A 14590-nucleotide genomic window follows, 5' to 3' on the forward strand; every position below is an offset into this window, starting at 1 on the left:
TCCTTAATCTGCTTCTTTTTCTTTATCTAGATAGTCTTGTCGTATTTGAGATAAAGATTTACCACTTTCTTTGTGTATAGCGAACACGTAAGTTTGGATGCTAGACCAACCGAATAACTCTTTTAGCCACTTCTGCATGGTTTGTACTTTACCATGTACCTCAACATTTCCATTTTCAAGCAGGGTAGCTTCATCTTTACGGCCTTTTGCCAGAATAGTATCCCCTGCTTTAACGACACCCCAATTGAGCATGGTATCTATTTTTGGAAGGTTTCGTCTAGTGATTCTTTTCTTTTGTCTATTCGATGGCAATTTAGGGTTTTCCAAGAAGTTGATATAATAGTCTTCATAGTTTGTAAGTGGAAGTATTTTCTCTACATTTATATACACTTTATCGTCAATCTTATATGGAACAAGTTTAGAACAACTTATGTCGACACTGTTACTATTCAGCCAGGCGACCGCCGAAAGTGTGTGTTCATCAAAGTCAGAAGCAGCCAGAATAATCTTTTGATTTTTATTAAAGTTATTCTCTGCACCATTTTCTTGTAGGAATTCATTTAATTTTCTTGTTCCAAGCTCTGTACTAGTTAATGAACCATGGTCGAATTCATGTCGGTAGTTTTCGATATAAGGAGCATATATTTTATTCACTAGGTCCTCTGGATCTTCAATAGTTGCATAGCTTGCAGCATAGCGGATAGCCTGGAATTCGAAAGCCTCTTTCCGTCCTTCTATATCTCTTCGATCTCTCTTTATTTCAATCAAGACAATATTACCTTTGTTATCAATAGCAGTTAAGTCACTAATTCCATGTTTAGCATTTCGGACTTGTTTACCTACAATAAGCATTGATTCTTCTTCATTGCATAACATTTCAATGTTTTGTCTAAGCAATTCCTCGATATCATTCTCCTGCAATTGAAGATCGGAAAAAGTGATTTCTTGGATTTTATCTACTTTATTACCCGTAATATAATACATGAGCCACCGCCTAAAAAATCAAGTAATAATTAACTTTATATTATTATACCTCTCATAGAAAGTTAGTTAAAGGGATGGATATGAGCAGCCATGGTTCTGCTGGATTCTCAGTTGATATAGGTAGTCCTAATTCTAATTATTTGTTTGATAGCCCGGTTGATACGCTGTCTTATTGGAGTATCAAGAAAGAAAAGCTGCAAAACAGGCGCTTAGTTTCCAGGTCCGGGGCTAAAGTGACAGACTATGATTGATGGGAAACTTTTAATAAAAGCATGATAGATGTTTATAATAACTTAAAAATCAACATTCCAGATAATGGAATCCTTAAATCCATAAAAAATTCTGATAAAGATAATGCCAAAATTACATCCGATGAGAGTGTAAGAGACTTGATACAATCTTTAATGTTTCCCAATACAGGTATCTATCGGAGATTTTAAATGAAGACAATTTTAAATATAAATATTTAGATCTTGTTTTCGATAATATGTGGGATGAAAGCAGTGTATTAGATGAGCCAAATCAAGTGGATTATTAATCAGTATGCTTTATTGAATTATGTAGCATGAAAGAAGTTTTATGACTGGATTTTGACTGGAGACTATTAATAAAGTTTGAGGGCTTATTTGAAGAAAGAAGAAAACTCAGACGAATAAAAAGCGTTATCTCGTGATTTTTCCTTTCTATTTATGTTTAATTATTACGTAGAATGGATGGGCGGCATGATGTGATAGCGCCCAAAACCCTTTCAGCATAGGGTTTGCGAACAATTTGACTGGATTTTGACTGGTTTTTAAAATCGTTTACTAAATCTAGAGGCCTCTCAAGAGTTCATAAACTTTTGAGGAGCTTTTCTTTTATTGTAAGAGATGCATGTGGCAAAGAGCTGATTTTGAAATAATTGCTATTAAGTGATAGGACGATTATCTTGAAAATGAGTCTTCAAGTATAGGGCCATTATTATTGAAAGTTTATCTAATTACAATACAATTATATTTAATATTGACTGGACACTTTTTGGTGTCGTATAATAAAAGACACTCATAGGTGTCTTATTTTTGATGAAGGAGAGAAGAGCTTGAACAATATTGACCAAAAGCATGACGTTTTTGTAGCTATTGCAGATCCAACAAGACGAAAATTAATACATTTGTTGGCAAGTACTGAAGAGTTACCTTTACATGAATTAACTCCTTATTTTCAAATGGGTCGTACTGCTGTTTCAAAACATTTATCAATCCTAAAAGAAGCAGATTTAGTAACCAACATTAAAATAGGCAGAGAAACAAGGTATCGACTAAATGCAGCTCCCTTACAGGAAGTGAAAGATTGGTTATCTTTTTATGAAAAGTTTTGGAATGAAAAGGCGTTATTACTAAAGAATATATTAGAGGAATAAAAAATTACAGATTTAGCATAGGATTTTTCAAAGATAAGGTTACTCTTGAATGGGACTTCGAAAGGTTGGAGGAAGGTGTTGCTGAATGACTAGTAGTGTAGAAAGTCGTAAGGTGGATGGATTTTTAAGAAAAGAAAAAAAGTGGAAGAGTGAATTTGAAAAGTTAAGACAAATAGTTTTAGGTTGTGGGCTAACAGAAGATTTCAAATGGATGCACCCATGTTACACGTTAGATGGAAAGAATATTGTTTTAATTCACGGCTTTAAAGAATATTGTGCTCTTTTGTTTCACAAAGGTTCCTTGTTAAAAGATCCTAATCATATACTTATCCAACAAACCGAGAATACACAGGCCGCACGCCAAATTCGATTCACCAATGTTCAAGAAATAATGGACATGGAGAAGACCCTGAAAACCTATATTCATAATGCAATTGAGGTAGAAAAAGCAGGTTTAGAAGTAGAGTTCAAAAAAACTTCTCAATATACCGTTCCTGAAGAATTACAAGATAAATTTGATGAAATGCCTAAATTGAAAACAGCATTTGAATCATTGACACCTGGACGACAAAGAGCATATCTTTTTTATTTTTCTGGAGCCAAACAATCTAAAAACCCATTGTCGGATACAAATGTCAGTTTCGTAACGAGGAAATAGATTTAATTGTAGATAGTGAAGTATTAGTAGTGGACGAGCCTCATAAATTATCATACACATGGATAGGTGGTCATATAAAAACTATCGTCACATGGACATTAAAGGAAGAGGATGGAATAACATATTTATATCTCGACCATACCGGCTTCGACAAAGAAGATCAAGCATTCAACGGTGCGAAATATGGTTGGGCGTATAAGGTTGAAGAACTTAAAAAAGTATTATTGGGACTTGAAGAAAAAGGAGTAGACGAATGAGTTTTTTTCAAGATGCATTAGCAATGTTTAAGAAGAGAGATTTATTATTTTTAGAAAGCTACAAAGAATCAGAGGATGTTTATACCTTCCTTTTTGAAAAAGAGAACGATTTAAATTGGATAGCTGGGCAACATGGTTTGTTTACGATAACTCATAAGAAAATTAAAAACAAAACACGCCCATTCACTGTCGCATCGGCTCCTGCTGAGAATGTGGTTAGAATAACGACGCGTATTAGTGAAAATCCAAGTGAATTCAAACAAGCAATGCTAGATATGAAACAAGGAATGAAAATAAACATGACCGGACCTTTAGGGTCATTTAATCCAGAAGATAACAGTCCTTCCCTCCTCATCGCAGGTGGCATTGGCATTACGCCATTTCGAGCAATTTTAAAACAAATAGAGTCAGAAGGAAATGGCACCAAGAAGCCAATGCATCTACTCTATTTGGATAGCAATAAGTCTTTTATATTCAAAGATGAACTTGACGCGATTTCTAAAAATTCTTCGATAAGTGTCACTTACATTGACTCAAGAGATGATCTATATCAGGAGATAGATACGTACACCACCTTGAAGCAGGGTGATGGTAAGTACTTTATTGCTGGACCAAAGTCAATGGTGAAGTCGATATTTGGCTTTTTAAAGAGTAAACAGATTTCTAAGAAAAATATCAAAAATGATGTCTTTTATGGGTATTAGTTATTCGTCTTCATTGGTCATCAGTATGCTGAGGTGGCCCCTCAGCGGCTCAAAAGGCGAAAGGCAGAACGGATAGAACATGCATGAAATTGGAGGAGCTCTTTGAAGGAGTTGCAAAGAATATAATTGTATTAACAGGCAATCTGAGTAAGCAAGAAGAGAAAGACCGCTTAAAGCTTATAGAAAGTCTTACAGATAATGAAGAGCGGCTGATTATTGCCACCAGAAAGTATATCGAAGAAAAATTTGACAATGCTAGGCTGGACACTCTGTTTCTTGTCATGCCAATCGCCTGGAAAGGCACGCTTCAGCAATATGTCGGTAGGTTGCATCGCGTTCATACGGATAAGAATGTTGTAAAAGTATATGATTATGTTGATTATCAGGTCCCCGAGTTGAAGACCATGTATGAAAAGCGCATGCAGGGGTGTAGGTCGATGGATTACAACGTTCAAGGCAACGATGAAGGAAATAGCAGTAGTGGTCAGCAGATGAAGTTATTTTGATAGACAAAATCATGGGTGGGGCGAATATTTAAAATACATGAATGTAATTCAAAAATTATAGCCTCTGTGTATTTAACGGAGATTTTCTGAAATATTGAAGGTATGTCGAACACCCTCGATAGAGTTACATAAACGATTTGTTACTATGAAACACTCTTCATCATACTGATTGGCACTTGAAGGTGTTTTCTTTTTGGATATAAGAGACCATAATCAGTAAAAGGCAAGATTTCGCGAGTTTAATCCTAATTCATTTTCATGAATAGACTTGTGATAGGATTCCTCCTTGCTTTCCTTTTCACCGCATAGTAATCTTGAAGTTCAGTGAAGGGAGTGGAGGACCATGACGCGAGTGGTCATCTTAGCCGAAAAACCCTCTCAGGCAAAAGCTTATGCAGAGGCTTTTACGATTCAGGAAAAAACGAAAACTTATATTCTATTAAAGCCGGATGAAATATTCCCGAATGGCGCGACAATTACTTGGGGAGTCGGCCATTTGGTTGAATTGAAAGAACCTCATGACTATAAGATGGAATGGAAGAAATGGAAGCTTGATCAACTGCCGATCGTTCCTGATCGTTTCCTTGAGAAAGTTTCTAAAGGGAAATGGGAGCAGTTTCAGACGGTCAAGAGGTTGTTCCAGCAAGCGGACGTGCTTGTCAATGCGGCCGATGTCGACCGGGAAGGCTCGAATATTTTTTACAGCATTCTCCGCTTAACAGGTGTGAAGGGAAAGCCGATTCAGCGCTTGTGGATCAATTCGCTCGAGAAAGATGAAGTTAGAAAAGGATTTAAGAATTTACAAAATAATGATAAGGACTTGCGTTTATTTGATGAGGCGAAAGCCCGGCAAATTAGTGATTGGATGGTTGGAATTAATGCAAGTCGTTTGTTTACATTGCTTTTGCAAAAGAAAGGGTTCGCAAGCTATCTTTCAATTGGGCGCGTGCAATCTCCGACGGTTTATTTGATTTATCAAAGACATAAAGAAATTGAAAACTTTGTATCAGAGCCTTTTTATCAAATTCAGGGACTTTTTCAATCGAAAGCAGGTGCCTATAAGGGCCTTGCTGAAATTAAAGAAAAGGACAAGGCAAAGGTGCAGTCGCTTATGGACAAATATGGGTTGAAAGAAAAGGAAGACTTAACAGGGATTGTTCAACGTGTAGATAAAAAGACAAAACATCAAAAGTCCCCGAAACTTCATTCCCTGTCCACCTTGCAAAGTGTTGCGAACAGGCGGTGGAAATATACACCGTCGCAAGTACTCAAGACGATGCAGAGGCTCTATGAGAAGCGTCTCGTTTCTTATCCGAGAACGGACTGTAATTTTATCACCGAAAGTGAGTTTGCTTATTTAGTGAACAATTTGAATTCCTACCAGGGAGCGTTGAATGTCTCTTTTACACCTGCATCTATAAAGCCAAATAAACGGTATGTCAACAGCAGTAAAGTCCAGGAGCACTATGCGATCATTCCGACAAAGTCCATTCCTTCTCAAAAGAAGCTAGGTGGACTAAGCCGTGAGGAACACAATATTTATCATGAAATTCTGGCCACGACCCTTGCGATGTTTCACACGGACCATGTGTATGAAGAGACCACGATTTTTACACATGTTCAGGATTTACCTTTTAAATCTACGGGCAGAAGAGAAGTGAAACGTGGCTGGAAAGAGCTGTTTCCAAAGCCGTCTGCATCAAAACAGGAAAAAGAAGCGGATCTGCCGGATGTCCAAAAAGGTGCACAGGTAGGCGCTCGGCTTCATATTAAAGAAAGCATGACGCAGCCGCCTAAGCCTTATACAGAAGGTCAGCTGATCAATATGATGAAAACTTGCGGGAAGCTCATGGATAATGAGGAAGATGTGGAGATTCTGAAGGAAGTCGAAGGCCTGGGCACAGAAGCCACCCGTTCTAGCATCATTGAAACGATTAAGGCGCAGAAATATATTGAAGTGAAACGAAACAATGTGTATGTCACAGATAAAGGGATTATGCTTTGTGAAGCGATTGAAGGAACGCTGTTATCGAGTCCTTCCATGACTGCGAAATGGGAATCGTATTTAAAGAAAATCGGAAGCGGCGAGGGATCTAAACAAGTATTTCTCAAACAGACCAGTCAGTTTGTTGAAAAGCTGATCCAGGAGACCCCCGATTCCATTCAGCAGGTTCACATTCGAAGCACGGAAGAGAAAAACAAGTGGAATGCTCCGATCGCCAAATGCCCTGCTTGTTCCACTGGATCCATCGTGGATCGATACAAGTTTTATGCGTGTTCAGCTTACAAAGAAGGATGTAAAGTGACCTTTCCTAAGAAATTAGCAGGAAAGACGCTAACGAAAAATATGATTAAAACGTTGTGTGAGAAGAAGCGAACAAGGGTTTTAAAAGGATTTAAAGGAAAGAAAACATTTAGTACAGCTTTAACACTAGATCAAGACTATAAGATTAAATTTGATTTTAAGAAGAAAGCGTGAAGCAGATCTTACTAAAATAATGATAGATTTTATAAAAGCGCCTGTTCCTACTGCATAGCATTTTAACGCAGCGGGGGTCAGGCGCTTTTATTTATCATGCACATTTTTTAACAAAGGCAGGAACATCCCTCCCGTAGCAGAAACATGTTACGATACCTTTAGGGGAAATAGAGGAGGACTTACAATGGCAAGAAAGCTTTTCTACGAAGATCCTTATAAAGTGGAATTCGAATCCAAGGTTACAAAAATAGATCAAGATGAGCGTGGTTTTTATGTGGTGCTGGAAGAGACGGCGTTTTACCCGACTGGTGGAGGTCAGCCGCACGATACAGGAACATTGAATGGATTTGAAGTGATGGATGTAGAAGAATTAGAGGGCGAGGTGCGTCATTACATAAAAGAAAAACTTCCCGCTGAGACAGAAAATGTACAAGCAAGCATCGATCAAGAGCGACGTATCGATCATATGCAGCAGCACTGTGGACAGCACATCATCTCAGCTGTTTTCGATGATCAGTTTGGGATTCCAACAACGAACTTCCATTTAGGAACAGATACAGTAACGGTCGATTTGGATACGGAACGTCTTTCCACAGACCTTTTGGAAAAGGTGGAGAGGCAGGTGAACGAGGTCGTCCGGGATAACTATCCGGTTAAATCGAAATGGATGTCCGCGGAAGAGGCAGTTGAGTATCCGCTTCGCAAACCGCTCGCAGTTAAGGAAGATGTTCGCCTTGTCATCATTCCAGATATTGATTATAACGGATGCGGAGGAACTCATCCGCATTCCACAGGTGAAGTAATGGCGGTCAAGTTTCTAGGATGGACAAAAAATAAGAAACGGGTTCGCCTGGAGTTCGTCTGCGGTTATCGAGTGCTGCAAAAACTTGAACAAAAACACCGGATATTAACCGAAATGAAGCGGCTGGTTCCAAGGCCAGAACAACAGCTTGTAGAGGAAGTCGATGAGCTACTCACGTCAAGCAAGGAGAAAGACAAGAAAATCGCTGAGCTTGAAGAACAACTGCTGCAATATGAGGCACGTGATATTATTTCAGTGTCACAGGATGATCGAGTGATTCAGCGGGTTTTCAAAGACCGGCCTATCAAAAAGCTCCAAGCTTTAGGAAAAGCCATCATACAGGAAGCACCTGATGCTTATCTTATTCTGATCAGTGAACAGGAAAATCAACTTCAGTTTGTACTGGCTCATGGGGAAAACATTAATCAAAATATGAATGATGTCGCCAAACAGCTCCTTCTTCTTATTGAAGGAAAAGGAGGGGGTAAACCGAATTTCGTCCAAGGAGGCGGGAAAAAGTTCATGGACGGAGATGTTTTTGCTGATCGAGCTAAGGACCTTTTATAACGTTGGGGCTGGAAGATCATTAATCTTCTTGAGTAAAAAGAAGGAAAATGGATAATTACCCCCATAACTTACGATTGCTGACATGATTAGCTCCTGCTTAGCCTCCTTCGCCAGAATACTAAGACAAGCATGTCGAAAAGTATCGCCTTATTGGTACCGTGAGGGATGAACTTACAAAATATGATGCATTCGAAGAAATTTCCCAGGAAATAGACAAGTCTTTTGAAGACGAAGTGACTGATTTTTCGACAAGACATGAAGGTTACAATCATATGACAAGTGGTACACAGCTCTGAGTGAACATTCTCGCAGCCTATCCCTTGATGGGAAAAACGGCCTTTGCCTAAAAAATTTTTCAATAAACGCCTCTAACTTAACGGGGGTGTTATTAAATGAGTTAGTAAAACTATAAGCAAATAAATCTTGAAATACATATCGTTTCACAATACAGAGTATAGAAGGTGACAGGCCAACAGAAAGGACTAAAAAAGATAGAAAATTCATGTTACAATAAAAATTAAACTTCAAGTACACTTGAAGTTTATGGGGAAAATGTATGTGGCTGGTTGTTCAATATACTTCTGTGAGTGAGTAAACTGTTCGTTCTCCCCAATTTTGAATGACTTGTACCTTTCGAATAAGTTCGATTAAGATATTAACCTTCTTTAAAAAATTGAGCCACCTGTATGTAATTAAGTCTATAGAAATCTTGTTAACGATCGTAGAATAGTGGTTCAAAATTACTAACATGAAAATTGTGAAAACAGGGTATAGATACTACATAATATTTTTACAAATGGGGTTGGTGTCTCTAAATAAGAGGAAGAAGTGTTAAAAATCGACAACATAATAACCTTAAATACTTACTAAAGGAGACTTGTAATGGATAAAAAACAGAAAAAATGGAAATTCATGAATAGAGTCTTTTGGATTTCCTTCTCCATAATTTTCCTGTTTGCATTATGGGGAGCATTAGCTCCTGGCGTCCTTGCCTCACAGGCAGAAAATATCTATGGTTTTATTGCGAACACTTTTGGATGGTTTTACTTAGTATTTGTGCTATTTTTAGTTCTTTTTAATTTCTACTTAGCTTTTAGTAAATATGGGAAAATTCGTTTAGGTGGAGACGATATTAAACCGAAGTACCCTCTTTTTACCTGGATCGCGATGCTCTTCAGCTGTGGGTTTGGGGTCAGTATCGTATTCTGGGGAGTAGCAGAACCAATGACCCATTTTGGCACCCCACCTCCCTTTGATCCCAGCATAGAACCTGAATCTGCAGAGGCAGCCCGCGTAGCTATGTGGAATGCTTTCTTTAATAACGGAATCCATCAATGGGCTTCATTTACGTTTGTAGGTCTTGCTCTTTCCTATTTTATCTACCGTCAGGATGAAAGAAGCTTGATTAGTGATACGATGAATTCAGTCATAGGAAGCACAGGCAAAAAGCCGTTTCGGAATGCGGTTGATATTATCGCGATCGTAGCAACCGTAATGGGCGTTGCAACAACGCTTGGTTTAAGTGTTCTGCAAATTAACAGTGGACTTGGCAGCGTGTTTAATGCACCAACTGGTGGTGTCACACAGATTATCATTGTTCTCGTTATGTTTATTTTCTTTATGTTATCCACCCTCTCAGGTCTAGATCGAGGAATTAAATACTTAAGTAATGCCAACTTAGGCATCGCTCTATTTCTTATGATTGCTGTATTACTTATCGGACCCACAGGCTTCATACTCGATACTATTACGATGGGAGTCGGTGACTACCTGCAGAACTTCTTCCAGGCGAGTTTACGACTTGATCAGTACACGGGGAGTACATGGGTACAGGATTGGCCAATTTATTACTGGGCCTGGACCATTGCCTGGGCGCCGTTTGTCGGAATGTTCGTTGCACGAATATCCAAAGGACGTACTGTTCGGGAATTCGTTCTCGGCGTTATGGTAGCTCCGCCTGCTATAGGAATTATTTGGATCGGAATCTTCGGAGGAACAGCCATCAACTTAGACCTCTTCCACGGAACCGACATCGCTGGTGCTGTTGCGGAGAATGAAGCAACTGCTTTATTCAGCATGCTGGAGAATTTACCATTCGGTACGATCTTATCAGTTCTTTCCATTTGTTTATTGTTCACTTTTTTAGTCACTTCTGCGGACTCCGCAACATTCGTACTTGGAATGATGAGTTCAAAAGGGGACACGAACCCTTCCGGTGTAGTTAAAGTCGTTTGGGGTACATTAATTGCCGCACTGGCCATTATTTTAATCTTAAGTGCTGGGTTAAATGGACTTCAGACCGCCTCGCTAATCGGTGCATTGCCGTTCTCAATCGTCCTGTTTATTTCTTGTGTATCGTTGCTCAAATCGTTACGTGAAGACTACAAAGAAACCAGGCGTGAAGAAGAGAAAAAACGTCACCACAGAATTCAGAAACAAATTGAAGATTACAACTCAGATTAATCAATAAATGAGCGACCTTCATTATGAGAAGGTCGCTCTTATTTTCAGATTTGATCCTGTCTCAATTGTTTTATCTAAAAATAAAAAGGTTAAGAACGTACAGTTTGTCATCAAAACAGAAAGTATAAAAAAAGAGGAAGACAAACAAGAAGATAAACAAAAAGAAGCCGAGGAAAAAGAGGTCTGGGATCGGTTATTCGATTGTTCAGATAGTACCATAGAAATATAGCAATGAAGCCTAAATTCTTTATAAACCAAAGGATTTAGGCTAATTAAAAAAGTTATAAATATTTAAATATTACTTATAAGAGGGCGTTAAGTGCGATCTCGGCAGCTTGAGCTATCAGCTCGTCGTTATATTGGGCATTCTCCTGATCACGGTGGGACATGATCGCAATGACAATTGGTTCTCTGTTTGGCGGCCATACCACTGCAATGTCATTTCTCGTTCCGTAACTTGCGGCCCCGCTCTTATCACCAACCACCCAACCTTCAGGTGCTCCTGCACGTATTAGCGCATCTCCTGTAGCATTGCCTTTTAGCCAATCCGTGAATAGTTCACGCTTATCATTTGAAAGCAAGTCGCCGACTGCGAATTCTTTTAGACTGGTGGCGAGAGCTTTCGGTGTGCTCGTATCTCGAGTATCTCCCGGGGTGAATTCGTTCAATTCCGGTTCGATTCGATCTGCCTGGGTAACGTTATCGCCGATTTGCCTTAGAGCTTGTTCAAATTCATTAGGACCTCCTAGTGTCTTAAATAAAAGGTTCCCCCCGGTGTTGTCACTGGTTCGAACAGCCGCTTCGCTTAGTTTCAAAAGTGTCATCCCAGTATCCACGTGCTTTTTGGTGACCGGAGAATAGGTTACTAAATCATCCTCAGTGTAGGTAATGACTTCCTCAAGTTCATCCTTGGATTTCTGCTGCAGCACGATGGCTGCGGCCAAAGCCTTGTAAGTGGATGCAAAGGCAAAACGCTCCTCTGACTGATATTCGATAGTTTGATCCGTGCCCGTATCGAGCGCGTAGACACCGAGTTGAGCGTCAAATTCATTCTCGAGTTTGGAAAACTTTTCATCTGTTTTAACTGTTTGGCCAGCTTTGTTTTCCTCTTTAGGTGAGGCATTGGTCGAACTGTCTGCATTCATGCAAGCGCTGAGTGTAACTAGTGTGAGCAACGATGCAAACAGTGTGAACTTATGGATGCGAAATTTGTATTTATATGTTTTTCTCAACTTGAAAACCTCTTTCTGTAAGTTTCTTCACTTAATTTCTATTAGAAAACTTAACTGTCTTTTTTCTTAGAAATCAACCCTCCCTTAACTTTCAACTCGTTTTTGATTACAACTGTAATCATATACTACAACTGTAATCAAAGGAATGTCAAACCTTTTTAAGTTGAAATAGGGATATCTATTTTCTTTCAGCTCATAATCTCTTAGGATTCACCATTTTTTATCGGAAAATGATAAACTAATCATAAACTGGTAAACTTTAATACCCATAGCTTTGGAAAATGGAGGTTGGAGGAATGTTCTTCACTTATCTCGTTACAAGTTTTATAGTGTCCTCTGTTACTATAGTGATGATCATGCTGGTTAAGAAATTATGTTCCAAACACCTTTCAGCGAAATGGCAGTACAATCTATGGTTTTTAGTGTTAATCGCCTTGACTCTTCCATTTCTGCCTAAGCAATGGATTCATTTTGAAAATATTTTTATATCATTCGATGGAAATTATAGTAATAGCACTAGTAATCCTGCTGTTACCACTGGTGAAGGTTCAGGGCTAAGTAACGAAAACTGGATGCAGGATTTCACGGTATCTGTTAATCGCCTCAATCTGGATTTCTTGAATATCACGTTAGCCAGCATTTGGATTGCAGGCATGCTTGTCATGGCTGCTTTTTCCCTGCATGCATGGTTCAAACTAAAGAAAATTAGAAACACAACAACTGTCCTGAACAATGAAGAACTTTTACACTTATTTGAACGGTGCAAGCATCGATTAAATATATCTAAACCTTTATTCGTAGGAGAATCACCGCTTGTCAAATCTCCAATGACGTTTGGACTGTTTAAGACCTATGTTGTGCTGCCGATGCACCTTGACGAACGAATGTCGATAGAAAATATCAAATACATTTTCATGCATGAATTACATCATTATAAATACAAAGATATCGCAACGAATTACCTTGTCATCATTTATCAAATTTTATACTGGTTTAATCCACTTGTTTGGTTTGCTTTTAAAGAAATGAGGATAGATCGCGAAATTGCCTGCGACAGGGCTGTTTTAAAATCGTTGGATGAAAAATTTTATGCGGATTATGGCAATACGATTATTAGTTTTGTGGATGTACCCTCGTATTCGAAGAATTTTACTGGGTCCAATCAGTTGAATGGTCCCAAGGAGCAAATTAAAAAAAGAATAGAAAGAATCGCATCCTTTACGGTTGAATCGAAGTGGCTGAAGCTGAAGAGTATATCAATCTTTACCCTTGCAGGGATATTAGTAGCAAGTCAGCTCCCATTTATTTCTGCAATGGCCACAGGTAATGACCATTATGACTTTAATTTTGAACATACGATTTACGAAGATTTAGATGAATATTTTGGGGAATATGACGGAAGCTTCGTATTATATAATATGAATGCTGATCAATACACTATCTATAATAAAGATAAAAGCACATGGAGAGTGTCCCCAAATTCAACCTACAAAATTTATACAGCACTAATGGGATTAGAGTTAGGGGTCATAACAAGTAATTATTCCAAAATGAAATGGAACGGAACGCAATATCCTTATGAATCTTGGAATAAGGACCAAAGCCTATCAACAGCTATGAAAAATTCGGTAACCTGGTATTTTAAGAAATTGGACCAAAAAATGCCGCGAGAAACTGTCCAAGCTTATTTGAAACAAATAGGTTATGGAAACCGTGACCTTTCTGGCGGAGAAGACTATTGGCTGGAATCTTCATTAAGAATTTCTCCGGTCGAACAGGTACAATTGTTATCGGCGTTTTATACCAACCAGTTTGGGTTCGACGAAAAGAATATCCAAACTGTAAAAGACTCCCTTTTATTAGAGGAATACGATGATGCAAGACTCTTCGGGAAAACCGGTACTGGCAATGTTAATGGCAAGAATATAAACGGTTGGTTTATTGGATATGTAGAGCGCCAGAACAATACTTATTTCTTTGCATCCAATATACAAAACGAAGATAATAGTTATGGAAGTAAGGCGGCAAAAATCACGATATCGATTTTAAGAGATAAGGAGATCATAAAGGAATAAGAGAATAAGTAGTTTGATTTTCATATGGGTCCAAAAGAAGAAGGGAGGATAAGGATGACAAAGAAAATCCCGAATATTTCCGAATCAGAGTGGGAAGTTATGCATGTACTATGGAAAAATGCTCCACAAACGGCCAATGAAGTGATATCCTCCCTGCAGGAGCAGACGGATTGGAAGCCGAAAACCGTGCGAACTCTGTTGGATCGTCTTTCTCGTAAAAAGGTGATCGGTGTCAATAAAGATCGGAGGGTTTATACTTTTTTCCCGCTTTATTCACAAGATGAGTGTCAGCGCGCTGAGGCACAGTCATTTATTCAGCGAATTTACGGCGGAACGTTAAAGTCAATGCTGGTGCAGTTCATCGAGGAGGATTCTTTGTCAGAAGAGGATATTAAAGAATTACGCTCGATGTTAGATGAAAAGCCTAAAAAAAGGGAATCAAAAGATGAAGATTAAAGACTTTT

12 protein-coding genes are annotated in these 14590 nt (G+C 38.7%); 10 read left to right on the forward strand and 2 right to left on the reverse strand.

Features of this window, described 5'->3' with window-relative positions:
- Positions 1-3: 3 nt before the first annotated feature.
- A complete protein-coding gene (locus B5354_RS02780) occupies positions 4-984 on the reverse strand; it encodes a hypothetical protein (RefSeq protein ID WP_079525703.1) in 981 nt (326 codons plus the stop codon).
- A gap of 1078 nt (positions 985-2062) precedes the next feature.
- Here B5354_RS02780 and B5354_RS02785 point away from each other — a divergent pair.
- The 8 genes from B5354_RS02785 to B5354_RS02820 all read left to right on the forward strand — a co-directional run bounded on the left by B5354_RS02785 (position 2063) and on the right by B5354_RS02820 (position 10819).
- Entirely contained in the window at positions 2063-2383 is a 321-nt protein-coding gene (locus B5354_RS02785) for an ArsR/SmtB family transcription factor (protein WP_079525705.1), read from the forward strand.
- An 85-nt stretch (positions 2384-2468) separates the two neighbouring features.
- Positions 2469-3041, forward strand: a complete 573-nt coding sequence (locus B5354_RS02790) for a YdeI/OmpD-associated family protein (protein WP_079525707.1) — start codon at positions 2469-2471, stop codon at positions 3039-3041.
- Between the two features lie 5 nt (positions 3042-3046).
- Positions 3047-3298 carry an SRPBCC family protein gene (locus B5354_RS02795; RefSeq protein WP_281252724.1) on the forward strand — a complete coding sequence of 84 codons (252 nt, stop codon included), beginning with the start codon at positions 3047-3049 and terminating at the stop codon, positions 3296-3298.
- Positions 3295-4002, forward strand: a complete 708-nt coding sequence (locus B5354_RS02800; RefSeq protein WP_079525711.1) for an FAD-dependent oxidoreductase — start codon at positions 3295-3297, stop codon at positions 4000-4002. The genes B5354_RS02795 and B5354_RS02800 overlap by 4 nt, the downstream gene beginning before the upstream one ends.
- 83 nt (positions 4003-4085) lie before the next feature.
- Entirely contained in the window at positions 4086-4508 is a 423-nt protein-coding gene (locus B5354_RS02805) for a helicase (RefSeq protein ID WP_139377041.1), read from the forward strand.
- Positions 4509-4851: 343 nt separating this feature from the next.
- Complete coding sequence (locus B5354_RS02810) at positions 4852-6987, forward strand: type IA DNA topoisomerase (protein ID WP_079525713.1); 2136 nt, start codon at positions 4852-4854, stop codon at positions 6985-6987.
- Between the two features lie 184 nt (positions 6988-7171).
- Entirely contained in the window at positions 7172-8356 is a 1185-nt protein-coding gene (locus B5354_RS02815; RefSeq protein ID WP_079525715.1) for an alanyl-tRNA editing protein, read from the forward strand.
- An 882-nt stretch (positions 8357-9238) separates the two neighbouring features.
- Positions 9239-10819: a BCCT family transporter gene (locus tag B5354_RS02820; RefSeq protein ID WP_079525717.1), complete on the forward strand. Its 1581-nt coding sequence runs from the start codon at positions 9239-9241 to the stop codon at positions 10817-10819.
- A 302-nt stretch (positions 10820-11121) separates the two neighbouring features.
- On the opposite strand, the gene bla is transcribed toward B5354_RS02820, so the two are convergent.
- On the reverse strand, positions 11122-12021 hold the full coding sequence (bla, locus tag B5354_RS02830; protein ID WP_425432088.1) for a class A beta-lactamase: 900 nt from the start codon (positions 12019-12021) through the stop codon (positions 11122-11124).
- Between the two features lie 326 nt (positions 12022-12347).
- Between bla and B5354_RS02835 the strand changes: the two genes are divergently transcribed.
- Both B5354_RS02835 and blaI read left to right on the forward strand, forming a co-directional pair.
- Entirely contained in the window at positions 12348-14126 is a 1779-nt protein-coding gene (locus tag B5354_RS02835; RefSeq protein WP_079525721.1) for a BlaR1 family beta-lactam sensor/signal transducer, read from the forward strand.
- A gap of 54 nt (positions 14127-14180) precedes the next feature.
- Positions 14181-14582, forward strand: coding sequence for a penicillinase repressor BlaI (blaI, locus tag B5354_RS02840; RefSeq protein ID WP_079525723.1), 402 nt, complete (start codon positions 14181-14183; stop codon positions 14580-14582).
- Positions 14583-14590: the final 8 nt, after the last annotated feature.

The sequence above is a fragment of the Halobacillus hunanensis genome, assembly GCF_900166655.1.
GTDB lineage: Bacteria > Bacillota > Bacilli > Bacillales > Halobacillaceae > Halobacillus_A > Halobacillus_A hunanensis.